The following is a 25,358-nucleotide window of genomic DNA, read 5'->3' as shown; positions in this document are numbered from 1 at the left end:
GATAAGGTATCAACCATCGAGGTACTTCTTTCTCAATCTATTTAATTTGAAGTATTTTTACTGTTTCTACCTTGTAAGATAGATGATTTGGGTAAGCTAATTCTATCTTTAATTCGTGTTCCCCTTTTGGCATATTCTTAATAGTAAATTGGGGATTATAAATCTTCTGAATCATTTTTCCATCCACATACAGATGTGCATGTCCCTTTCCATGCATGGACTCCAGTTTTTGATCTGCGTTGGACTGTTCTTCCGTAAAGGTAAAGCCAGTTGTGATGAGGTTGACAGATATCTCATTATCCTCCACCTGTACATCCATAGCCACCTGAGGCTTTTCGGAGGCAAACGGGTTGTCTGCTACTTTTGCTGTTGTCTCCATGCTTTCCCGATCAAATTGGAACAGGGTTGCAACATGTAATGGATCTTTCCATATTACCAGTACGATGGCAAGTACTAGGCCAACCCCTACAGCAGAGCCATAAAGCAACTTGCGCAAACTAATTACAAATACTCTCATTCGTAACTCTCCCTTTCCGCCCTATTTGTACATGCATACGCGAGAATGGAGAGAGTTAGAAGTAATTCTTGTAGAAAACTGCTACAAGCAAATGGAACTTGCATTTTTTTCCAAGTCATACATGAAAGATTCCTTACTTATTTTTCCCGATTATCCAAAAGTCTCATTCCTTATGATCCGCTTCAGTTTTACTTCTACGTAATACGATTTTGCCAAACTGTTCTGAATCCTGAAGTCGTTGAAGGGCAGCTACTCCTTGTTCTAAATCATAGACGTGATCTATAATCGGGCGGATTTGATGTTGTTCCATAAAGCCTAGCATTTCAATAAATTCTTCCTTACTACCTAGAGTGGTTCCTAGAATATTACACTGGCTGTAAAAAAAGCTTCTGAGATTAAACTCTATGATATCACCGGTAGTGGCACCAAATGTAACGCATGTCCCCCCGGGGCGTAGTTGATGTAATGATTGCTGAAAAGTGGCAGGACCCACACTATCAAACACGATGTCGACCTTCTCACCCTGTAACGCTTCATTCCAATCCATTGTTGTATCAATTGCAACATCAGCACCTAGCTGCAAAGCCCTTTCTTGTTTAGCTTTGCTTCGGGAAGTAACAATGACACGACATTCCATGGCCTTACTCATTTGAAGTAAAAAAGTAGCTACTCCACTGCCAATTCCAGGAATCAACACCGTATTTCCCTCTTTGACCTGTCCTTTTGTACGTATTGCTCGATAGGCTGTCAGTGCGGCAACAGATAGGACCCCAGCTTCTTCCCACGTTAGATAGGTAGGTTTTTTTACGAGAAGGGAAGCAGGAACAACGATATACTGAGCATGAGTTCCATCGAAGGAAGAACCTAAAATTTCAAAAGAAGCAGGAGGAGCGTCGCTTTTTGTTAACCAGTTCACACCTGCATGCAAGATTACTTCGTCACCTACATGCCATTCCTCCACATCACTGCCTACTTCTTCAATTTTTCCAGCACCATCAGCACCAAGAACGAGTGGAGCATCTTGTTCATTTCGCCACATCATATTGAGTAAATCCCGACGATTTAAACCAGATGCTTTCAACCGAACTAGCACTTCATCAGCAGCCAAATTTCGTTTCGCTCGCCCTGCTATTTTTACCCCTTTTAAACCAGTTGGACCATGATGCAATAATGCTTGGTACATGTCCGTTCCTCCTTTTCGTTACTACTTACCTTCTCATTTATATTCACAATATAAAATATTGGATCAGTTCGTCCAATCGGATCATTTTTACCTCTTCTGCAAACTGATTACTAGCACTACACACAGACAATGGATATCCTGGAGCTAGGTGATACTGCTTAAAAACCCAATTCGTCTTTGACGGTGTCTCTTCGCTAAAATCGATCGTTCCATTCAGATTCTTTCTTATGGAAAAAGAGGCAAGGGGAATGGATAGTCCCTTCCCAACTGCCTTCATGTAGCTCTCCTTCAACGTCCAAAGGTCATAAAAATACGACAGCTGTTCTTCTCCTTCTGATTTCATTTCTAAATCCGTGTATTCTTGTGTTGAAAAGTAATGCTTAGCAATTTCCATGTCTATGGGCTTTTGCTGTTCTACGTCTACTCCTACAGGTTCAACACTTGTTCCACACACTACCCATTCACCAGAGTGGGACAAATTAACGTTGCAATTTGTATAGTTGGGCAAGTAGGGTTTACCATACTCATTGTATTGAAATTGAATCTCATCTAGAGGAATGAAGTGATGTGTGCATAAAATATAGCGAACAAGTAAATCAGCCAGTAGTCCCCTATAGGCATCTTCCCGTCTTCGGAATCGAAGGATTTTATCACGTTTTTCTGGGGATACATGATCTAGTAAATGATTAAATGTATCCTCTTCTAGTTCTGCTGGTATATGTAGAGCAAATACGTTTGTCATGTAATTCCCCTCTCTCTTTTCCATATTTTAGAGGATATTAGTAAACAAATCTACTATGTCACATGGAATTTTCGAATTAGTATTTTGTTCTAAATAAAAGAAAGGCTCTCATCGCTACTAATGCCGTTGCGAAAGCCCTTCCCTCTGTTAGATTATTTTATTTCTATTACAACTATCTATTTTTCTTCTACTACGTTACCTTCCGACGTGGCCACTATTGATCTCTTCAATCGCTTTTGCATACGTTTTTCCCTCTTATTGTTCCACCAATTATCAATTCCTTCAAATACGGAATACAGCACGGGCACCAAAACCAGTGTAACTAACGTGTGAAAAATAAGTCCAGCTATCACTACGGTTGCCAGTGGAGCTTCTAAACTAGCACCATCCCCAAATGCCAAAGCCATTGGTACCATACCCAGGATTGCTGTAATTTTGGTCATCAGAACGGGGCGTACTCGGTCATGAGTTCCTTTAATAATAGCTTCTTGTAACGGTATTCCTCGCTTTCTAAGTAAATTTATACGGTCAATTAACAGAATCGCATTGGAAACGACAATTCCGATTAGCATAATTACGCCAATGATGGACATGGCTGTCATCATGCGCTGTGTCAAAACTAGCCCCATAACAACACCTACACCTGCCATAGGTAGCGTAAGCATAATAATAAATGGATGCGACAAACGTCCGAATTGGGCAACCATAATTAGATAGATGCAAGCAATGGCACCTAAAAAGACAAACAATGCACTGGACATATTGTTTTCTTGGTCTTTAAGACTACCTGCTAACTCCACTTGCAAGCCAGCAGGAACAACCAGTTGATCCAACTTCGTTTGTAACAAACGGGTCGCATTACCTGGATCGATTCCAACAAGATCAGCTGACACTTTAATTACTCGTTCTCCATTTCGGTGATTAATTTTTTGTGGAGTCTTACCATACTTCCATTCGACGACATCTACTAACGGTATCATGGTTTGATTTTGAGTGGGAATCAACATTTTCTTGAGTTGCTCAGGATGTTTCATTTCTTGCTCAGGGAATCGAGCCATTACATCCACATTTGTACTGTCTGTTGTAAGTTCAGCCACTTTCTGCTCACCCATCATACTGGATAAATGTTGAGCTAGTACCCGTTCGTCAACCTGTAATCGATTCATGGCTTCCTTTATAGGCACTAGTGTAATCTTTTCTTTTCCTTCACTAAAATCATTGCGAACACTCGAAATACCCTCTATACCAACTAGCATTGTTGATACTTGCTCACTCAGTTCTTTCGCTTTCTCTAAATCTTTACCTGAAATCTCTACTTCGACAGTTACTGCACCACCATCTGGACTATCCGTGCTGAAAGAAAATCGTTCTACACCTGTTACTTCTTTTGTTTTTTCCATCACTTGCTTGCCAATTTCTTCTTTGCCCAATGAGCGTTCTGCTCTCGGTAATAACGCGATTTGTAACTGTAGACGTTCAAGATTACCACCAATATAAGCATCTTTTACTTCTTTTATCGTAGCCAATTTCTCTTCCGTTTGAGAAATGACTTGTTTTGCACCTTCCAAAGAGGTTCCATGTGGCAACGTAATATCAGCAAAGATAAAGTTTTCATTCACATCAATCCCCAAATTGGTTTTAACATGGGGAGCCAGCACAAAGATACTGCAAAACATGAGAAAGGCAAGACCAAGTGTTACAAATCGTCGACGTAGACAAAGATGCAAGACACGGTCAAACCAGCGTACCATGAGATTATCCTTGTGATTTTCTCCATTCACTTTTTGCTTATCATTTTTTAAAAAACTATCTGAGAAAATGGGTACAAAGAAAATCGAAACAATCGTAGCTGATACAATAGCCGCCGTCACTGTAAAAGCAATCGTAGTGAAAATAGGCGTCAGCGCTTCATCAAAGCCTGCTAGTACTAAAGGTAAGAATACGACTACCATAGTGATCTGTGACGATAATACTGGTGTAAGTACCTCTTTTGTTCCTAGCAAAATTGATTCTCGCAATGCTTTTCCTTGCTCGCGATAGTGATAGATACTCTCCAATACCACGATCGCTGCGTCAACAATTAAACCAACTGACAAACTAAGAGAAATAAGGGTTACCATATCGAAATTATAGCCAAATACTTTCAAAGCAATAAATGTCATTAAAATAGAAAGTGGTAACGTTGTAGCAATGACCATCGTGACCCGCCAGTTACGTAAAAAGACGAATAATATCAAAATAGCGAGAGCTCCACCGATCATAACATCTCTACTCAAATTACTAATCGAATGTTCAATAAAAGAGGCTGCTTCAAAAATAGATGTAAGATGATAAATTCCATTTGCATCTTGATTAATTTGGGCGATAAGCTGTTCAACCCTTGTTTGGGTTGGTATGATTTCACTACCCTCTGTACGTTTTATTGATATACCAATATAGGGTTTTCCTTTATAGATAGCAAGTGATTGATCACTCTCGCTTCCGCGTAAATCTTTTACGGTTGCCAATTGGCTGAGTAGTGTCATTCCCCTTGGTGTTGGGATCATTACAGACTTTAATTCCTCTACATGATGTAGCGTCTTATCCAATTCAATTACCGTCTGATAGCCAGCGTTATCAAGTGTCCCTAGTGCTTGTTTCCAATTTTGTTTTTGTAGTTCCTGATAAATCTGTGCTGGTGTCACCTGATAAGCGGAGAGTCGCTCTGGCAATAAGGTAATTGCAATTTTATTTTCAAAGCTTCCTTTACTAATCTCTACGCCTTTTACTCCAGCTACCGCCTCAATTCTTTCTTTAAGCGTATCTTGAGCATAATTATATAATGATTGCGGATCGTTACCTGTTAAAGCTAACACCATCAGAGTTTCGTCGCCATAATTGGCCTGATAAATATTACTATGTTCAACTTCTTTCGGAAAATTGGTTCGTTCACGGTTGATAATGCTCTCCAGCTTCTGTTTCGCTACTTCACCTTTTCCCTCCTTGGCTACCAAAGTGATTTGAACGTTACCACTAGAAGAGGATGAAAAATAATCCTTTACTTCCTCCATTCCCTTCACTTCTTTTTCTACACGCTCAGCCACTTTTTTCTCCATCTCTTCGGGAGGAAGTGATCCGCCAGAAATATTAGCAATAATCCAAGGTAAATTTGTTTTTGGCACAAGAAATACTTTAAAGGAAGCAAGTGAAGCAAAGCCTGTGAATAAAATCATCAGAGTCAAAAGATACACAATAAGCTTTCGTTGAAGAAAGAATGATAGGAGTTTACTCATTGTTTTACTCCCTTCACCGCTACGTTTTCACCGTCAACGATATAGGTAATTCCACTTTTCACCACTTGTTCCCCTACAGAAACACCCTTTACAATTTCAATATTGCCATTAATAATCTGTCCGACTTCCACAGGTTGTTTTTTGACAACTCCATTCTCGACTTTCATGACGAAATGGGTCTCGTTTGTAAGTCCTACACATTCTAGAGGTAATAAAAATCCTTGCAATGGGCGAGGAACCTTAACATTCGCAACCATACCGCTCCGCCATTTTTTCTCTGAATTAGCCATGTTAATCTCCACTCGATATTTACCGTTCGCAGGGTCAATTACAGGCGAAACAAATTGAATTGTACCCTTGCTTCCTACACCAGAAGCACCCTGTACCTCTACCTGCTTACCCTCAGTAAAAAATCCCACTTCGTCGCTCTCAACGAACAAGACTACCTTAACCGTTTTCAAATCAACCAACTCAATTATGCTTTGTCCCCCAGCTACAACCTTCCCTTGCTGTTCATGCAACGCTATGATCGTTCCAGAGAATGGGGCAATAATTTTGGTTTGCTGTAAACTCTCCTGCGCTCGTACAGCCTCGCTGTTTGCCTGTGTAATGGCGGCACTTGCTCGAGCTAATTGATCTGGGTTTGCCCCTCTTTGAAGCTCCTGAAGTGCAATCTGTTCATTTTTTACACTCATCTCTGCTTGCTTTGCTTTGAGAAGAAGAGCCTCATAATCATTTTTTGAAAGCGCACCACCTTGAAACAAAACTTCTCCTTGCTTCGCAGCCTTTTTTGCCTCTGTGGCATTTTGTTGCTCTCGATCCAGTTTGATTTTTTGCTGGGCCAGTGCTTCTTGAGAAGCTCCTTTCCGTGTTTCCTGAGCGGCAACAGCTGCGGATTGTACTTGCCCTGCGGCAGCCTGAGCAGCTACCTGATATACTTTTGCGTCTAAAGAGGCCAAGACCTGACCTTGCTGTACCTGGGCCCCTTTCTCTGTATTCAATTGTGCAATTTTTCCTGAACTCCCGAAGCCTAGCATTACCTGTTTATTTGCTTCAACTACTCCTGAATATCCTAGTAAAGTTGAAGCTGGTGCTTGTTCAATTTTATAGGTCTCCACCCATTTGTTATTTTTCTCCTCTTGCACACTAGCTACTGGCTCCACATTACCCGCACAGCCGCTAACTAACAAGATAGAGGCACTCAAAACCGACACGACAACACGTCTCACATCTGTTCCTCCCAGCTCTTTCCTTTTTTATTCTATTGTCTCTAATTTTCTGAAATAACAGAACGGTCAGCAGGTGGAACTTGTATCCAACTTAAGACGGAGATTGAAAGCATAAGGTAAATATAGTAAAATATAATTTTATACAAAAATAATCATAGAAACCTTTTTAGATAAAAAAAGGAAATATATCATCTTCCTTTTAAACAAGAATATGCTCAGCCTTCACTTTCATAAAATAGAAAAAGACTGTCTACTTTAATATAGACAGTCTTTGCTGAGTTACTCCTTGCTAGTTATGATTGCAACAGAGAAGCTGCTTCCTTATCTAGAAGGAAGGTGACATCAGGATGCTTTTGTAAAATAGAAGCTGGCAGCTCTTCGGTTATTTCACCTTGAACCGCTTTCGCCACTGCCTCTGCCTTTTTCACACCGGCTGCGAGAATTACAATTTTTTTACTTTGCATAATGCTAGCAATCCCCATCGTAATAGCATGGCGCGGTACATCCTCCACACTATCAAAATAGCGAGAGTTAGCTTGAATCGTGTTCTTTGTCAGCTCTACCATACGAGTCCGAGAATCGAACGAAGCCCCTGGTTCATTAAAGCCAATATGACCATTTTCACCTATTCCTAGAATCTGGATATCTACTCCCCCGATTAGTCCTATTTCTTCTTCATATCGGTTGCACTCTGCATCCACATTGGTGGTTTCGCCATTAGGAAGGTGAATATTTTTTGTTGGTATATTGACATAGGCAAATAGACAATCATTCATAAATGTCCAATAGCTTTGTGGATGCTCACGCTTGATCGGATAATATTCGTCTAGGTTAAATGTACGTAGTGTCGAAAAGTCCAGCTTTTTATCTTGATAACTAGCAATCAAGTGTTTATAGAATCCTTCAGGTGTTCCGCCCGTAGCTAATCCAAGAACTGAATCCGACTTTTTTTCAATCTGTTCTAAAAAAATATCTGCTGCATAACGGCTAAGTGTATCATAATCCTCAAAAACTTTTACCTGCATCATCTAGTCCTCCGCCTTTTCAAATACGATTTTTCCTTCTACCCAAGTAGCCATAACCTGATATTCATTGGATAACAGTACAAGGTCCGCATCTTTACCTACTTCGATACTACCTTTTGTATCACTGATTCCTAATTTTTTTGCTTGGTTCATTGTAAGCAAGTAAATTGCTTTTTCTAAAGGAATCTTTGTAAACCGCATAAAGTTAGACAATGCTTTATCTAAGGTAAGGACACTACCCGCTAATGTACCATCAGCAAGGCGAGCTTCATCTCCACGAACGGTCACATTTTGTCCGCCCAGATCATATTGGCCATCATCTAGGCCTGCTGCACGCATCGCATCGGTAATTAACATCATCTGATTTAATTCGCATGCTTTTGCCAGAATACGGATGAAGTTTGGGGATAGGTGAATGCCATCACAGATAAAATCAAATGTCATTTCTGGATTCTGCATTGCTAATCCGATAATACCAACATCACGATGGTGCAAGCCTTTCATCGCATTTCCCAAATGGGTTGCATGATTTACCCCTTTACGTAAACATTGGCACGCGCCATCATAATCTTGTAAGGAATGGCCAACAGAAGCGACAACCTTTTGTTCACGTAATAGATCAAAAACCTCTTCTTCAGTAACCAACTCAGGTGCTAATGTCATAAGCTTAACTAATCCAGGTCGAGCAACAGAAAAGACTCTTTGCATATTAGCAAGCGTTGGAGGCTCAATCCACTCTCCATTTTGGGCACCTTTTAAAACTGGATTTATGAAAGGTCCTTCCATATGGACGCCAACTACTTTGGCACCTTTGTTTTCCTTTATATTCGAATAAAATTCTAATATTTCAAGATTACGTTCGATAGGAGCTGTCATAGTAGTAGCCAATAGACCAGTCGTACCGTGCTGAGCATGGAAGCTACAAATACCGTCAACTGCTTCCTGTGTGCTATCCATAAAGTCAAAACCTGCCCCACCGTGCACATGTAAATCAATGAATCCTGGTGCTAGAGTTGCACCTTTTCCATCATATACATGCTCTGCTTCTTGTCCATTTTCAGGTCCTACATAGATAATTTTTCCGTTTTCCATAAGGAGAATGGTCTGTTCAAGAATGCCTTTTTCTGTGACAATATTCACATTTATGATTTTTTGTGTTTGACCAACAGTCATGGTGTACTCCTCCTATTTTTCGAACTACGTGAAGCCTCTGTCTATCTTTTGTTAGGCATCCGATTTATACGCATCCCCTGCAATTATTATGTAGAAAGCGTTTGTAAGAAAGTCTACGAAAGCGATTTCTCACTTATTATTGTAACAGAAAACGATGCTGTTACCCAAGAATCTTCTTACTCTTCAAGAAACAGACACACAACTGAAGCATTGACATACCGGCATTCTTGCTTACTTTGAGCTAGTTCTTCTATATGCGAACTGTAATAGTTAGCAAACAAAAAAGAGGGTTACACACCCTCCATTTTGTGATCTTCTACAGCGCCTCTATTTAGATAACACTAATTGCTCCAATTCATCTAACAAGCCTTTAAAGACATCCATTGCTTCCTCAATCGGTTCTGGTTTTGCCATATTGACTCCTGCTTTTTTCAACAATTCAATCGGGTAATCGGAACCACCACTCGATAAGAAGTTCAAATAGCGCTCTACTGCCGGTTCACCCTCCTCCAAGATTTGTTTCGATAGGGAAGTAGCAGCTGAGAATCCAGTGGCATATTTGTACACGTAGAAATTGTTATAGAAATGAGGAATTCTTGCCCATTCAAGATCAATATCTTCGTCGATCACAACAGAGTCTCCGAAATATTTCACATTTAACTCGCGATACATACTGGAAAGAGAGTCTACTGTCAGTGCTTGCCCTTCTTCAATGGTAGCATGAATCATCTTCTCAAATTCTGCAAACATGGTCTGACGGAAAACAGTCGCTCTAAACTGCTCTAAGTAGTAGTTAAGCAGGTACATGCGTTTTTCTTTTTCAGTCGTTTGTTCAAGTAAATGCTGCATTAATAGTGCTTCATTTAATGTAGAAGCTACTTCTGCAACAAAGATCTGATATTGCGAATACGTATACGGCTGATTTTTATGCGAGTAATAGCTGTGCAACGCGTGACCCATTTCGTGTGCTAACGTAAACATGTTATTTAGGTTATCTTGATAATTCATTAACACGTAAGGATGAACAGAATATGTTCCCCACGAATAAGCACCGCTCGTTTTTCCTTGATTTTCATATACATCTACCCAACCGGAAGTGAACCCTTCGTGTAAAACTTTTCCATATTCCTCACCGAGTGGAGCTAGTGAGTCCTCCACCGTTTTAACAGCCTCTTCATAAGGAATTTCCATATTGGCTTCCGCTACAATCGGAACATATAAGTCATACATATGAAGCTCATCTACACCCAACATTTTTTTGCGTAAATCTAAATAACGTTGTAGCTCAGGCAAATTCTTATGGATAGTAGCAATGAGGTTGTCGTATACAGATTGATCTACATTATCGTTAAATAGAGACGCCTGTAATGCAGACGAATGTTTCCGGGTACGTGCATAAAATACATCACGTTTTACGCTTGCAATCAGTGTAGCTGCAATCGTATTTTTATGATTTCGGTATGTTTCATACATAGCCTTAAAAGCATCGTGGCGCACTCGTCGATCCTTGCTCTCCATATATTGGGAATATCGACCTTTTGTCAGCTCAACCTCTTCTCCATTTTCATCCGTAACCATTGGAAATTTAATATCTGCATTATTTAACATTGTGAAGATGTTAGAAGGTGCACCTGAAATCTCACGCATTTCTGCAAGCAAGACTTCTTCCTCAGCTGACAACGTATGCGGCTTATAACGAATAATCTCAACCTCTAAAAATTTTCTGTAATGATCTAAACCACTTTCTTCGTTAAGTAAGGCTTCAAGACGCTCATCTTCTATTGCTAGAATTTCTGGTTGAATATATGCAAGTGCACTAGAAACCTGCGTAGATAGAGAAGTAGCCCGATCAGTTAAAGCCTGGTATGTAGAGTTTCCATTATCTTCATCTCTTCTCATGCGAGCGTACACGTACAGTTTTTCAATCAATTGAGATATCTCATCCATTAAAGTTAGCACTTCTAACAATTGCTTCCCAGAATCAGCCAATTTTCCCTTAAAGCTTTGTACTTTCTGGATCAAGGTTTTTGCTAGCTCTGCGTCTTTTTCCCAATCGTTATTGGAAGGATAAATGTCTTCCAGCTTCCATTTGAATTGGTCAGGTACTTCGTTTCGTTTAGGTAATGTTTTGGTTTTGTTCACATTGATACACTCCTTTATATGGAAAATAGGCAGAGCCATCAGAAAAACTGGTACTATTCTCCATCGTACACTAAGCGAAGCTCTGATTCAATTATTTGCAACCCTCTCCTTCTGGTGATTGATAAAGCGAATCGTGGTAGAAAAAAAATAAAAAAAACCTGGCTTCTACACCAGGCTCCCCACTTGATTTCCAATCCCTACATATTCAAATCCAATTTTTCTCAAATCAGAATGTGCTAATGCATTGCGACCATCAAAGATTAATGGTTGCTTCATAATATGGTACATATGTTCATAATCTAATTGAAGAAACTCTCTCCACTCTGTGCAAAGGATGACCGCATCCGCTCCGGTCACAGCCTCATAAGCTGTTCTGGTGTAAGTCACCTGCTCGGGTGAAAATACGCATTGCATGTTGGGCATAGCAACAGGATCATAAGCAGTGATGATCGCTTCTTTTTTTTGTAAGATAGTTAGTAGTTTCTGTGCAGGAGCTTCTCGAATATCATCGGTATCTGGCTTAAAGGATAGACCTAATAAAGCAATTCGTTTCCTCGCAAGTCCGCCTAAGCGTTGCTCTACTTTATGCAAAAACCAAGCAGGTTGTTGTTCATTCACCTTAATTACTTGGTACAAAATATTCAGTTGCTCATTTTTCTCTTGTGCTATTGAGAGTAAGGCAGAAGTATCCTTTGGGAAACAAGATCCACCATATCCCAAACCTGCTCGGAGAAATTCTGGACCAATCCTAGAATCAAGCCCCATTCCGGTAGCGATGATCGATATATCTGTTCCCAGTTTATCACTTAGTCGAGCTAGTTCATTCATAAAAGAAATTCGCATGGATAAAAAAGCATTAGAAGCATATTTTATCATCTCTGCATTTAACCGACTCGTTTTAATCCGTGGTGCATCAATTGTTACGTATAAATCTTCTAGTATATGAAACGCTTTTGTAGACGAGGCCCCCATCACGATGCGAGCTGGTTCTAATGAATCATGTAAAGCACTTCCCTCCCGTAGGAATTCTGGGTTAGAGGCGACGTGTATCTGTGGGCAATCGGAGAAAAGTTGTGCTACTTGATCGTTACTTCCTACAGGTACTGTACTCTTAATGACCAACACACGTTCCGAAACATTGTGACGAAGCATGTGGTGAACCTGATCTATTACATCCTTAAAAACGCGTAAATCAGCCCTTCCCTCCTGATCGGAAGGGGTGCCTACACAGATAAATATAACCTGTGCTGGAAGTAGTGCCACTGTAAGATCAGTGGTAAATTCCAGCTTTCCTCTAGTTATTACGTCCGTCAGAGCTTCGTCTAAACCTGGTTCATAAATGGGTGATCTGCCAGCTTGCAATAGGCGTATCTTTTCTTCGTCTACATCCACCCCCGTCACTTCATGTCCTGCCATCGCTAATGCGACTCCTGTTGTAACTCCTACATATCCGGTTCCAATGACGGCTACTTTCATGCTGACACCTCCGCCATGATTTGGTGATACTCATCTTACTTGGTCTTTATCCGTCTACTGTTTTCTTTTATAAGTCGTACATATACATTTTCCAGCAGCTTGCGTTGCTTTTTAATATCATGTTGTTTTTCCACTTTCACACGTGCATTCAAGGTGTATTCTGTCCACCGCTGTTCTTCCTTGATCATACGAATCATCATTTCAGCAAGTGTACGGGGCGATTTCTCAGGAGCAAGTAGTCCGCTTACCCCATGCTCCACCAGCTCTGGAATACCTGCGTGACTTGTAGAAATAACTGGCCTCCCTGTTGCCATGGCTTCCATTAGCACGTTGGGAATCCCTTCTTGATTGCCATCTTTCGCTGTTTTGCAAGCAAGTACAAACACATGACAACGCGCCAATTCCTCGGCTACTTTTAGATGGCTGACACCGCCCTTTAGTATCACGCAATTCTGTAACTTGTAGCGTTTAATCAACTTTTCCAGTTTCTTTTGCTGATTCCCTTCCCCGACAATTGTAAGCGTAGCTTTTGGATAAATCTTGTGTACATATTGAAAAGCGCGAATGAGAGTATCCATGCCTTTTTTCTCTACCAGTCGACCTACACTTAAAAATCCATAGGCATTATTCCAAACAGGTTGCATAGCTTGATAAGTAAACTTTTGGAGGTCAATCCCTGACCGTAACAACGTTATTTTTTGTTTAGGGCATCCTAGTTTGATTACCTTTTTTTTCATGTGCTTGCTTACTACTGTGAACGCGCTTCCTCTTCCAAATAATTTTTTTAATTGACGTCTATATTCCGGATCAACATTGGGCCGACGTGATACATCCGTTCCGTGAAATGACACAAGTAAAGGTAATTTAGAACGTTTGGCAACAGGTAATAATTCTAAACCACCTGTTCCAAATCTAGCATGCAATACCTTGATTTGTTTTTTCTTCACCCAATGATGAAGATTTCTTAACTTTTTTTTCACATAGATTGACTGGTGAGGAAATTGATCCACATTAATCGGTTTACTTCTGGTCACGACCAAAGGTTCCACCTGTGTATGTCCAATCAATTGTTCATAAATGAAGGTTTCACTTCTTGGAAGATAAATTCGCCGATACAAAAGAACCCGATGCATACTTTCATCCTCCTTGGTACAGCTTCTTAATATCCTGAAATTGCTGGTAGAGCCCCTGTTCCAATGAGGTATGCGGACGATAGCCAATCTGTTGAGCTGCTAGGGATATATCAGCACAGGTACGCCTCGAATCACCTTTTTCTGCTATTGTGAAGGTAATATCTGGACTCACTTGCATGATCTTTGCCATAAGGGACACGGCCTCTAACAAGCTAATTTCTCGTTCTCCACCGATGTTATAAATCTTGCCCGCCTGACCGTACTCACTCGCCAACAGATTGGCTTCCACCACATCATGTACGTAGCTAAAGTTACGGCTTTGACTACCATCCCCGTAAATTTGTATGGGCTCTTTTTGCATCATTGCTCGAAAAAATCGATGAAAGGCCATGTCAGGACGCTGTCTCGGTCCATATACGGTAAAATAGCGAAGTGCAACCACTGGTAGTTGATAGGCTTTCACATAAGCTTGCATCAAATACTCCATAGAAACCTTGGTTACACCATAAGGGGAAAGCGGTACAAGCGGAGCTGATTCCTCTGTTAAACCCTCTTGCATTGTGCCATAAACAGACGAGGAGGAGGCAAGCACAATTTTTCGCAACGAATCATGAGTAAGACTAGCTTCTAACAAGATTTGTGTAGCGGTCACATTGTGGTTCACATACTCCTGAAAAGCATCCCCCCAGCTTGCACGTACTCCAGGCAAGGCAGCCAGGTGAAAAATATAATGGACCCCCTTTAACACATAAGACCAGTCAACATCCTGTATAGATTTTGTGATGTACTGAAACCGGGAATCTTGTAGACTATATTTGATATTGCGCTCTTTATAACACAATGGGTAGTTCAAGAGCATACTATCTACACCAATTACTTCATAATCGTCTGCCAGCAATCGCTCGGTCAAATGAGAACCAATAAATCCTGCACAACCAGTCACCACAGCTTTTTTCCTCATTTGCGATGACCTCTTTTCTTTTTCCGCTTCACTAGCTGTTTAATGACCAGAAAACACCCTCTCTTTCCAAAAATTGCACGATATTTATTCCCCCACCTTTTTAAACAACTTTCATATGTCTGTCTTCGTAGATAATTACGTTTTTGAATCGATCCTGGCTCTGTCAATTGGTTTCGATGCTTTGTTCTGTTATATAACGTTTTATCTATATGTTGAACAGGAAACTTTTCAATCAAGCGTAAAATCATACGACGATCTTCCATAATTCTTCCACCATATTTGTCAGAGGTATCCCAGCCACCTACCTCTTTCAAAGCATTAACACGATAACAACGCGGGGCTACCATCCAACCATCATATCTTAAGAAATCATACTTCCCTCTTATTTGCCGGTGTTTAATGACCTTACGCTTACGGTATATACTTTTATAAACACGCCAAACATTCATATTTCCGTAGTATAGAGCACATTTTTCCTTTTTCTTACTCCGTTGATTCTTATTAATTGTATTTTTAAAACGTTCCAACGTACGTTTGGTTAACCAATCATCGGAATCCAATTGAATAAGATAAGGGGTGCGAGTAAGTGACAATGCCATATTCATAACCTTAGATATCCCTGAATTCTTCTGCATACGATAATATCGAATGTTTGAATGAGTAAGAAGGACAGAGACAATTTCTTCCGTATCATCCGTTGAAGCATCATCCATAATGAGTATTTCCCAATCATCGCAGGTCTGTTTCAAGACACTATTTATCGCCTTTGGTAACATATCCGATCTATTATAGGTAGGTATTACGACAGTAAACATGGGGATAGCTACATCTACATTCTCTTCCATCTCAGTCATGAAGTCTCGATTCTCCTTGTCGCTGGTAGTGTTATCGTAGAATGATCACTCATAATAAAAATCCCCATGTGCTGTCGTGAAACATTTGGTACTCCCCCAACTAAATAAGAAGAACGTCCAAAAATACTATCATGAATATAACAATCCAAATTTACTAATTTCGTGTCCTCTAATAAAATACTGTTTTCAATTCTTTGGCAATTTCTTACCTCCGCTCCATTTTGAATACTTACATAAGGTCCAATTGTGCAGTTAGACAATACACAATCTTCACCTATCATTACGGGACCAATAATCTTACAATTATCGATCAGACTTCCCTCTCCTACTTGCACCTCAGTTCCAACAGATTTGTCTAGCATCCAGCGATTAGCCTCCAACCATCTCTCCATCGTTCCTACATCGGAATAAGGTAGCTTGGTTGTAGAATGTACTACCTTTTTGCCTTGTTGTAAAAGTACTGCAATGGCATCAGTAATTTCATATTCCCCCCGCTTAGATGGTTGCAATCCAGCAATCACTTGAAAAATAGCAGGAGTAAAAAAATAGGCTCCGATTACAGCTAAATTGCTTTTGGGATACTGTGGTTTTTCAACAATTGACAGAATTTGTTTTCCTTGTATTTCAGCTATGCCAAAATCCTGTGGTTTCTTTACCTCACTCAATAAGACGGCAGCTGAGGCATCTGTTTTGACGAAGCTGTCATGTAAACTGTGCAAGGATTCCATCATTAAGTTATCCCCTAAAAACAAAGCAAACTTATCTCCATCGATAAAGGATTTGGCTAATGAAACAGCATGGGCAATACCCAATGGCTCTTGCTGTTCAATATACCTAATCACTGCGCCACATTTTCTTCCATCCCCAACGTAGGATGGAATTTGCAATTGATTTGGACTAATCACGATACCTATTTCCCTTATACCGACATCAAGTAACTTTTGCAAACAATGCTGGATCACCGGTAGATTAGCTACAGGTAGGAGTGTCTTGGGCTGTGAATAGGAAAGTGGATATAGTCGTGTGCCACGGCCAGCGCATAAAATTAACCCTTTCAAATGACATTCACCCCTGTTCCATAGAGATATCTATACTTTATGCACAGGGATAGTAACGGTTTGGGTGATTGGCCCTACTAACCCAAATAGTGGCGAATGCCTATGTAAAAAGCGCCTACGTTTTTTTCGTGGGCGCTGTCTTTTTTGTTCACGGATTTGAGAAGCCTTAAAGAAAATCTCCACATATTCATTAGCTGTTTTTTCCCATGTAAACTCACTTGCTCGTGATATGGAGCGATTAGCAAAGGGTGTAAAGAAAGAGACAGAATTCCACATTTGTTCCCAAATGTCCGGAATTGTTTTCATCCACTTTTTAGGAGGAATGAGATAGCCGGTCTTATCATGCTCAACCACCTCTCCTATTCCTCCCCGTGTTGAAGTTAAGATAGGCTTTCCTGCTGCCATTCCTTCTATATTAACCCGGCAAAACGGCTCGTTCCAAACTGATGGGGTAGCTACAATATCACAGATATGATACCACTCTGGCATCTCTTTTGAAGGAATAAAATTAACGAAACGTACCTTCTCTTTTATTGGTCTAGCTAGTTTTTTTAAATAGCTCACATATTTATTTTTTCTATTGTTTCCATATCCTGTTCCACCAACTATGAGAAGACGTGCATGCTGATCACGCTTAGCGATTTGTTTGAAGGTGCGAATTAACAGGTGTACCCCTTTTTCGCGCATCAATCGCCCTGCATACATCATCACGCGATGGTGCTTTTTAAAACCCAAAGATTCTCGTTTTTCGGAAATAATCTTCCGCCCTTCCTTAGACAGTGAATAAGCAGCAACATTTACTCCAAGATGAACTGCATGTATCTTACGTTTTGATATGCCATGTTTCTTGATGAAATATTGTCGCAGATAGTTACTATTGGTAATGAAACAATCAACCTGCTTTTTCACTTTTTTCATACGAAGAGGCGAAATAGCCCTTCGTGAAGCAAATACATGAGAATGCATATTAAGTACGATAGGTATATCTTTATGAGCCTTGCGCACGATAGGAACAAAACTTGGACGATTCTCTATCAAAATTACATCAGGCTTGTTTTTTTTTATCCGACTTGTCACTTGCTTAATAAATGACTTTTGTCCATGATAAGATAACCGAATGTACTTGATTCTCCCATCCTGTTCTGACCGAGGGTATTCTTTACAGGTCCTTGTATAGATTTCGATATCATGAGATTTTGCTAGCCTTTTACTTACCTCATCAATATCCAGCTCAACGGAACTACCTCGTATAGGTGGAACAGTAAAAGGGCCGGGGCTTACTATTGCAATCCTCATGCTCTGACCGATTCCCATTCCTTTTTAATGGCAAGCACGATCTGATAAATTTGTTCTCGTTCCTTGTTCCATTGAAGAACTACTTTCTCCACTTGTTGTTTCCATTTTTCGCTATTGAGTTGTAACGTCTCCCATCGATTTATCATAGCCGCCATTTTGGATTCCATTGTAGCCATTACCTGCTGATATTCTTTGATTTGTTCCTGCCATGCGTTTCGCTCCTTCTCCAAGTGATCCAACCGTTCCTGCATTTCTTTCCACTGATTAAGTAATTCTTGTTTTTCTTTAGCTTTTTTGGGATATAGTCCTTCCAATAACACGGCATCAGGGATCACACGGCAGTCATTTTGGCCCCCTGAGGCTTGCAAATCAAACATGGCCGAAAAGACAAATGGCCCTCCCTCAGTATTCAGTTCTAGCTGTTTTCGATTATCCATTAGTTCTCCCTCCTTTACTTGTTATATTCTATGTACTTAACAGGCCGATAGGTGCATACCTACTAGGTTGTTCTCCTTCAAATCATGTATTTCTCTCATCAGGCAATCCTATTTGTTGACTACAATAAGACCAAGGAATACAAAAACCCCTTTGCGCATCGATAAACGGCAGCACTACTAAATGCCTTTTATCGATTGCGTAAAGGGGTTTTTCGTTAATATTTTTTATCCTTTAGTATGGATATCCTTATTGTTTACCTACCGTCCCTCTTTTACTGCTACTGGGTGACGGAATCGCTGACTATACTCGCGCGCTTCCTCAACAGAGTTGACTTGATTGCGTTGCCACTCCAATAAGATACGGTCAATATAACGGATAAATAGCTTACCAACAGACTGTGCCTCTCGTAAGGCAGCTATAATTAGCTCTTCTGCATAGCCATCCTCTTCCGCCCATATTTGTAACGTTTCTACCTCAATGGGAGATAGTGGTCGACCAAATGTTTGTTCAAACTGAGTGTACAAACTATCTGGCTGCTGTTCCTCATCTAATGAAAATAACATTGTATCAGCAGGTCCACCTGATATATCCATGTGGGAAGTAACTGCTACTTCCTGTCTGGAATCGCTAAATGCTTCACGTTGCACTTGATAGCTTTGTTTCAAGCAGTCATACAAGCGGTCATAGACAACAGAAAGATTGTAGCTTTCCGAACGGAACCCCGTTTGTTCATCAACATTCTCATCAATGCCGATCCATTGATCCTTCATCATTTTCTGCAACAATTGTATTAAACGCAATCCAGACATGGAGAGCCGATCCTCAAGCTGCGATAAGGTGGGAAATTGATTCCCTTCTTGTTGAAATGACAAGAGGTGGATAATTAACATCATTTCTTCGTCCGCCAAAGACATACGTTTATAATTCTTTAATAATAAATTAGAAACGGACGTAGAACCCTCTTGTATCAGTTGTCTTATTTGTCGATCCATGTCGTGCTTTCACCTCTCCCCTATTATAACAAGGACAGGCAAATTCACCTAGTAAAAAAACACATAAACCATTGGAGAATCTTTCTTTGCCATACAAAAAGCTGAAAAAGAAAACAGCTAGTAGAAAGGGGGATTTCTACTAGCTGTATCGTTCCTTCAGTGCTATTTTATTTTTTATTTATAAACAGCAGCTGTTTCTTTTACCATTTCAGATACAGATTCTAATCCGCCACCGGATAGGTACCAGTATCCTGGATCTAGGTAAATGACTTTATTGTTTTTAACTGCATTCGTTTTCTTCACAATTTCATTTTCTACTACTTGTTTCGCAGAGGATTCACCTTTTTTAATAGCCGCAGTACGGTCAACTACGAAAATGTAATCAGGGTTTTTCTCCAAGATGTACTCGAAAGAAACACTTTGTCCATGTGTAGATGAGTCGATTTTATCATCTGCTTGTTTGAAGCCAAACACGTCATGAACAATACCAAAGCGAGAAGTAGAACCATAAGCACTTACTTTACCATCGTTAGCAAGAATAACTAAAGCTTTTTTCTCGTCAGCTTTTGTTTTTTCATTTAGGTCTTTAATTTCTTTTTCAATTTTAGCTAACATTTCATCAGCTTTTGCTTCTTTATCAAAAATTTGAGCCAATGTTTTTACTTTAGTAGTGAAGGATTCCATGTATTTCTTATCATCAACATCCATGTAGATTGTTGGAGCGATCTTTTTAAATTCTTCATACTTATCGGCTTGACGACCAGCAATGATGATTAAATCAGGTTTTGCTTCATGAATTTTTTCAAAGTCAGGCTCTTTCAAACCGCCAACATTGATATATTTTTCATCTTTGTATTTATCTAGATAGCTAGGTAGGCTTTTTTGTGGCAAACCAACTGGTTCTACGCCCAATGCATCCATAGTGTCAAGTGAACCAAAGTCAAATACAACGACTTTTTGTGGATTTTTCTTTACTACTGTCTCACCCAATTCGTGTTTTACAGTAATTTCTGCAGGAGCTGCTTGTTTTGCTGCTTCTGGTTGAGCACCAGATGTTTTATCTGTAGCATTATTTGACCCGCAAGCCGCAGTAACCAATGCTAGCATAAATGTAGCAAATACCATTGCTAATTTCTTCAACATTCTCACCTCTATAATTTTTTTGAAACAAGATGTAGAACAGATCATTTGCTAGGAAGATCTGCTCTTCCTTCAGCTAATGAAACAAAGGTAAAACTTATCTGTGCCTGCTTTGTACCTTCTTTCTCTTCCTCCAAGTGTCCTATGTCAATTCACGTACCTACATTACTAGCAGTCCGTGATCCCCCTTGCTTGAGTGACGACAGGATGCTTGTCATTAGGTATTACCCAGTTGGAATCAACCAGCAGGTCTCTTCCGTACGTAAGAAAGGGAGGAAAGAAGGTTTCCCACATCGGCAGGCCAGTTTTGCCATCCTTTTCGGTTCTTTGTTTCATGAAATCCAACTACATCCGTTTGCGTTCTCAGTACGATTTGTAAATGGTTTTCAGCGATACTTTTTGTTAAGCGAAATAGACACAAATGTCATTACCTTCGATGTTTTGGATATTGAAATCCATCTCATACAAGTCCTGTAAGACCTTAGGGTTAATGATTTCTTGGGTCGAGCCCTCTTTGACGATTTTGCCGTCTTTTAATGCAACAATATAATCGGAGTAACAGGATGCAAAGTTAATATCATGAATAACAATGATGATCGTCTTGCCTAATTCAGCTACCAAACGACGCAGGGTTTTCATGATTTGCACCGAGTGCTTCATATCCAAGTTATTAAGTGGCTCATCCAACAGGATATAATCCGTGTTTTGCGCGATAACCATTGCAATGTAAGCTCGTTGTCTTTGTCCACCACTTAATTGATCTAAATATTTATCCTGCATCTCTTCCAGTTCCATATAAGCAATCGCTTCTTCGACATATTTCCAATCTTCCGGTGATAAATTACCCTGTGAATAAGGAAAACGACCGAAACTTATCAATTCTTTCACGGTTAAACGAATATTAATATGGTTGGACTGTTTTAGAATCGAAATTTTCTTGGCCAAATCGTTGCTGTTCCATTTACTTATTTCCTGTCCTTCAATATAAACCTCGCCTTCATCTTTCTTGAGTAAGCGGCTGATCATGGACAACAATGTACTTTTTCCAGCACCGTTGGGACCGATAAAGGAGGTGATGCTTCCCTTTTTTATCTTCACCGATATATTTTCAACAACAGGCTTATTCCCATAGAATTTTGTGACGTTTTTAACTTCTACCATGCTTTATTCTCCTTTAACAGCAGATATAAGAAGTACATACCACCAATAAAATTGATGATGACACTGAGCGGTGTCGAGAATTGAAAAACCCGCTCCACGATGAACTGTCCGCCAACTAAAGCAATGGTACTAATCAGCATAGAACCAATAAGCAAATACTTGTGCTGATACACCTTTAAGAATTCTCGTGTCAAATTGGCTACCAATAATCCTAAAAAGGTAATCGGACCAACTAATGCGGTTGAAATAGAAACTAGCACCGCAATTACGATCAGTAATCTTTTCACAACTCGCTCGTAGTTAATTCCTAAATTAATCGCTTGATCTCTTCCCAAAGACAAGACATCGAGGAATTTTAACTGTTTAAAAACATAACCACAAGCTAAGGCTATTCCAATCACAGATAGCATCAGGATATCTGTGTTTACACTGTTAAAGCTGGCAAACATTTTATCCTGAATGACCTGAAATTCGTTTGGATCAATTAACATTTGCATAAACGAGGATAGACTGGAGAAAAAGGTTCCAAAGATAATCCCCACTAAAAGCAAGAAAAATATATTCCTGCCCTCGCCTCTAAACAGCGTTTTAAATAAAATGCTTGAGAATACAATCATGAGCCCTACTGAAAGAATAAAGTTAACGTTATTATTCACGATTGTGATGTGCATAGAACCAAATAAGAAAATGACCAATGTTTGAATAAACATATACAGCGAATCTAATCCGATGACGCTAGGAGTTAAGATTCGGTTATTCGTTATCGTTTGAAATACAACAGATGAGAACGCAATCGCTCCCCCAGTCAATAAGATAGCAAGTACATTTTTACTGCGTTTGGGAAGAACATAATCCCAATTATTCGCATTCATCTTGTAGAAAATAAATAATCCGATCAAGACGATTGCGATCATCGCAAGGATGCCCAACATTCTTCTACATTGTTGCATATGCATTTCTCCTCATGAGTAAGTACAGGAAGATTCCACTGCCGATAACTCCGACCATAAGTCCAATCGAGAGCTCATAAGGAAAAATTACGATACGCCCTAATATATCACATGCTAGGACAAATACGGCTCCGAGTAAGGCTGTATGCGGTAGACTGTTCCGTAGATTATCCCCACGATAAATGGAAACGATGTTAGGAATAATTAAACCAAGGAATGGAATCATTCCGACTGTGAGCAATACCAGAGAGGAAATCATAGCAACGATGATTAATCCGATATTGATCACACGCTGATAGTTGAGTCCTAGATTAACCGCGAATTCTTCTCCCATTCCTGCGACCGTGAATTTATTCGCATAAAGAAAGGCGATAATGACAAGCGGGATACTAATATACAAAAGCTCATATCTTCCCTTCATGATCATGGAGAAGTCTCCTTGTAACCATGAGGATATATTTTGTATCAGGTCATATTTATAAGCAAAGAAAGTGCTTATAGAACTGATAATATTACCAAACATGATACCTACCAATGGAATAAAGATATTGTCTTTGAACTTTATTTTTTTAAGGATTTTCATAAAAATAAAGGTGCCGCCTAAGGCAAAAATAAATGCGACAATCATCTTTACAATCGGACTCTCTGTAGTAAATAGCATGAGTGATACCAGCACTCCTAATCGAGCGCAGTCCATCGTTCCAGCAGTAGTAGGAGATACGAATTTATTACGGGTGATCTGCTGCATGATTAAGCCACAGATACTAAGGCTAATCCCAGCCACAATAATGCTAACTAATCGTGGAACACGGCTGATTAAGAAAATTTCAACTTGCTCATCATTAAAATTTAGAATGTCAAGTGGAGTAATGTTTTTGACTCCAATAAATAAGGAGCACATGGATAGGATGATTAATGCTAAAAATAAATATCTCTTTTTCATAGTTCCCCCCGTATGACATTAGCAACTGATGTGTGTTTCTCTAGGATTTAATACTTCTAGCTTCGTGTTATCGATCAATTATGTATTTATTTATATTACATATTATTACAAATGAGATTGATTTTCATTAACCATCATCCAATGAGTATTATAAATGATTTTCATTCTCATATTCAACTGTTTTTTCATATTTTCTACATTTATAGCCGTTTTTTCGTTACACAAAGTAGTTTTAAACATTAAAAAAACAGGAAAAAACCCCTTGTTCATACTCTAAACAAGAGGTTTTTATACTATTTTAGCATGTAAAGAAATTGATCAAATTCATTTATAGATAAATAATCTATTACGGATATAGTCTGTACAATAAACGTGGGAATGGTATTGTTTCACGAACGTGATCCAATCCACAGATCCATGCCACTGTTCTCTCTAAGCCCAAACCGAATCCAGAGTGAGGCGCTGTTCCATATTTACGTAGGTCCATATACCATTTATAGGTTTCTTCAGAGAGGTTATGCTCTTGAAAACGTGCTTCTAGTAATTCTGGATCATCAATACGTTGGCTACCACCAATAATCTCTCCATAGCCCTCTGGAGCAATCAAGTCTGCACAAAGAACCACTTCTGGACGATCTGGGTGTGGCTTCATATAAAATGCCTTGATTTCAGTAGGATAATGCGTAATGAAGACAGGCATATCATAGTGTTCAGCAATCGCTGTCTCATCTGGTGCACCAAAATCATCGCCCCATTTAATCTCACTACCTTTTTCTTGTAGGAGCTTGATCGCATCATCATAAGTGATACGTGGGAATGGTGCTTTTACTTTTTCTAATTTCGTAGTATCGCGGTCTAGCGCTTTTAATTCAAGTTGACAGTTCTTTAATACTGACTGAACAACATGCGATACAAAATTTTCTTGAATGCGTAAGCTCTCTTCATGGTCAACAAATGCCATCTCCGGCTCAATCATCCAGAACTCAATTAAGTGACGACGTGTTTTGGATTTCTCAGCACGGAATGTAGGACCAAAGGAAAACACACGTCCTAAAGCCATCGCAGCTGCTTCCATGTACAACTGACCACTTTGAGAGAGATATGCATCTTCCTCAAAGTATTTCGTATGGAACAGGTTAGTCGTTCCCTCAGCAGATGTAGGTGTCAAAATTGGCGGATCAACTTTATAAAATCCGTTGATTTGGAAGAACTCGTACACTGAACGAATAATTTCCGAACGGACAGCCATCGCGGCACGTTGGCGTGGAGAGCGCAGCCATAGATGACGGTTATCCATCAAGAAATCTACCCCATGCTCCTTAAGAGAAATCGGGTAGTCTTGTGCAATTTGAATGATTTCTACTCCTGTTACAGTTAATTCGTAACCGCTTGGAGCACGATCATCTGCGCGTACCATTCCAGTTATGTACAAAGAACTTTCTTGCGTAAGTTCCTTCGCATTGTTCCAAGCCTCTTCGCTTACTTCTGCTTTTACTACAACCCCTTGAATAAATCCGGAGCCGTCACGCAGTTGGAGAAATTGGATTTTACCACTGCTTCGCTTGTTGTATAGCCAGCAACCTATCTTAACTTCTTGTCCGACATGTTGCCCGACCTGACCAATTGTAATTAATGACATAATAAGACCTCCATTTATCTGTACCAGATAACCC

The 25,358-nt window shown here is 39.8% G+C and carries 21 protein-coding genes; all 21 read right to left on the bottom strand.

The window, feature by feature from the left end; all coding sequences use genetic code 11:
- Positions 1-37: 37 nt before the first annotated feature.
- Positions 38-517, bottom strand: coding sequence for a hypothetical protein (locus BrL25_RS20815; RefSeq protein WP_018670034.1), 480 nt, complete (start codon positions 515-517; stop codon positions 38-40).
- 163 nt (positions 518-680) lie between these two features.
- The gene (locus tag BrL25_RS20810; protein WP_018670035.1) at positions 681-1,700 is read right to left on the bottom strand and encodes a zinc-binding dehydrogenase; all 1,020 of its coding nucleotides are present in this window, start codon (positions 1,698-1,700) and stop codon (positions 681-683) included.
- Between the two features lie 43 nt (positions 1,701-1,743).
- On the bottom strand, positions 1,744-2,442 hold the full coding sequence (locus BrL25_RS20805) for a 4'-phosphopantetheinyl transferase family protein (protein WP_018670036.1): 699 nt from the start codon (positions 2,440-2,442) through the stop codon (positions 1,744-1,746).
- 176 nt (positions 2,443-2,618) lie between these two features.
- Positions 2,619-5,714, bottom strand: a complete 3,096-nt coding sequence (locus BrL25_RS20800; RefSeq protein ID WP_018670037.1) for an efflux RND transporter permease subunit — start codon at positions 5,712-5,714, stop codon at positions 2,619-2,621.
- Positions 5,711-6,943 (bottom strand): efflux RND transporter periplasmic adaptor subunit, encoded by a 1,233-nt coding sequence (locus tag BrL25_RS20795; protein ID WP_018670038.1) that lies wholly within the window; start codon positions 6,941-6,943, stop codon positions 5,711-5,713. Before BrL25_RS20795 ends, BrL25_RS20800 begins: the two co-directional genes overlap by 4 nt.
- A 293-nt stretch (positions 6,944-7,236) precedes the next feature.
- Positions 7,237-7,968, bottom strand: coding sequence for a glucosamine-6-phosphate deaminase (gene nagB, locus BrL25_RS20790; RefSeq protein ID WP_026315010.1), 732 nt, complete (start codon positions 7,966-7,968; stop codon positions 7,237-7,239).
- Positions 7,969-7,971: 3 nt separating this feature from the next.
- The gene (gene nagA / locus BrL25_RS20785; RefSeq protein ID WP_018670040.1) at positions 7,972-9,141 is read right to left on the bottom strand and encodes an N-acetylglucosamine-6-phosphate deacetylase; all 1,170 of its coding nucleotides are present in this window, start codon (positions 9,139-9,141) and stop codon (positions 7,972-7,974) included.
- Between the two features lie 327 nt (positions 9,142-9,468).
- Entirely contained in the window at positions 9,469-11,283 is a 1,815-nt protein-coding gene (gene pepF / locus BrL25_RS20780) for an oligoendopeptidase F (RefSeq protein ID WP_018670041.1), read from the bottom strand.
- Positions 11,284-11,448: 165 nt separating this feature from the next.
- Positions 11,449-12,759, bottom strand: coding sequence for a UDP-glucose dehydrogenase family protein (locus BrL25_RS20775; protein ID WP_018670042.1), 1,311 nt, complete (start codon positions 12,757-12,759; stop codon positions 11,449-11,451).
- Positions 12,760-12,794: 35 nt separating this feature from the next.
- Entirely contained in the window at positions 12,795-13,892 is a 1,098-nt protein-coding gene (locus tag BrL25_RS20770) for a glycosyltransferase (RefSeq protein ID WP_018670043.1), read from the bottom strand.
- A 4-nt stretch (positions 13,893-13,896) separates the two neighbouring features.
- On the bottom strand, positions 13,897-14,853 hold the full coding sequence (locus BrL25_RS20765) for an NAD-dependent epimerase/dehydratase family protein (protein WP_018670044.1): 957 nt from the start codon (positions 14,851-14,853) through the stop codon (positions 13,897-13,899).
- Positions 14,850-15,707 (bottom strand): glycosyltransferase family 2 protein, encoded by an 858-nt coding sequence (locus tag BrL25_RS20760; protein ID WP_018670045.1) that lies wholly within the window; start codon positions 15,705-15,707, stop codon positions 14,850-14,852. The genes BrL25_RS20765 and BrL25_RS20760 overlap by 4 nt, the downstream gene beginning before the upstream one ends.
- Positions 15,704-16,765 carry a glucose-1-phosphate thymidylyltransferase gene (locus BrL25_RS20755; RefSeq protein ID WP_018670046.1) on the bottom strand — a complete coding sequence of 354 codons (1,062 nt, stop codon included), beginning with the start codon at positions 16,763-16,765 and terminating at the stop codon, positions 15,704-15,706. Before BrL25_RS20755 ends, BrL25_RS20760 begins: the two co-directional genes overlap by 4 nt.
- Before the next feature lie 30 nt (positions 16,766-16,795).
- A complete protein-coding gene (locus BrL25_RS20750; protein ID WP_018670047.1) occupies positions 16,796-18,061 on the bottom strand; it encodes a glycosyltransferase family 4 protein in 1,266 nt (421 codons plus the stop codon).
- Positions 18,058-18,498 carry a hypothetical protein gene (locus BrL25_RS20745; RefSeq protein ID WP_018670048.1) on the bottom strand — a complete coding sequence of 147 codons (441 nt, stop codon included), beginning with the start codon at positions 18,496-18,498 and terminating at the stop codon, positions 18,058-18,060. Before BrL25_RS20745 ends, BrL25_RS20750 begins: the two co-directional genes overlap by 4 nt.
- Positions 18,499-18,756: 258 nt before the next feature.
- Entirely contained in the window at positions 18,757-19,491 is a 735-nt protein-coding gene (locus tag BrL25_RS20740) for a DnaD domain-containing protein (protein WP_018670049.1), read from the bottom strand.
- 174 nt (positions 19,492-19,665) lie between these two features.
- Positions 19,666-20,631, bottom strand: a complete 966-nt coding sequence (locus BrL25_RS20735) for a siderophore ABC transporter substrate-binding protein (protein WP_026315012.1) — start codon at positions 20,629-20,631, stop codon at positions 19,666-19,668.
- A gap of 402 nt (positions 20,632-21,033) precedes the next feature.
- Complete coding sequence (locus BrL25_RS20730) at positions 21,034-21,792, bottom strand: iron ABC transporter ATP-binding protein (RefSeq protein ID WP_018670051.1); 759 nt, start codon at positions 21,790-21,792, stop codon at positions 21,034-21,036.
- Complete coding sequence (locus BrL25_RS20725) at positions 21,786-22,742, bottom strand: iron chelate uptake ABC transporter family permease subunit (protein WP_018670052.1); 957 nt, start codon at positions 22,740-22,742, stop codon at positions 21,786-21,788. The genes BrL25_RS20730 and BrL25_RS20725 overlap by 7 nt, the downstream gene beginning before the upstream one ends.
- On the bottom strand, positions 22,729-23,685 hold the full coding sequence (locus BrL25_RS20720) for an ABC transporter permease (RefSeq protein WP_018670053.1): 957 nt from the start codon (positions 23,683-23,685) through the stop codon (positions 22,729-22,731). Before BrL25_RS20720 ends, BrL25_RS20725 begins: the two co-directional genes overlap by 14 nt.
- A 346-nt stretch (positions 23,686-24,031) precedes the next feature.
- Positions 24,032-25,324: an asparagine--tRNA ligase gene (gene asnS / locus BrL25_RS20715; RefSeq protein ID WP_018670054.1), complete on the bottom strand. Its 1,293-nt coding sequence runs from the start codon at positions 25,322-25,324 to the stop codon at positions 24,032-24,034.
- Positions 25,325-25,358 lie beyond the last annotated feature (34 nt).

The sequence above is a fragment of the Brevibacillus laterosporus DSM 25 genome (genome assembly GCF_002706795.1).
In the GTDB taxonomy this organism is placed as follows: domain Bacteria; phylum Bacillota; class Bacilli; order Brevibacillales; family Brevibacillaceae; genus Brevibacillus_B; species Brevibacillus_B laterosporus.
This window is presented reverse-complemented; position numbering and strand designations above follow the sequence as displayed.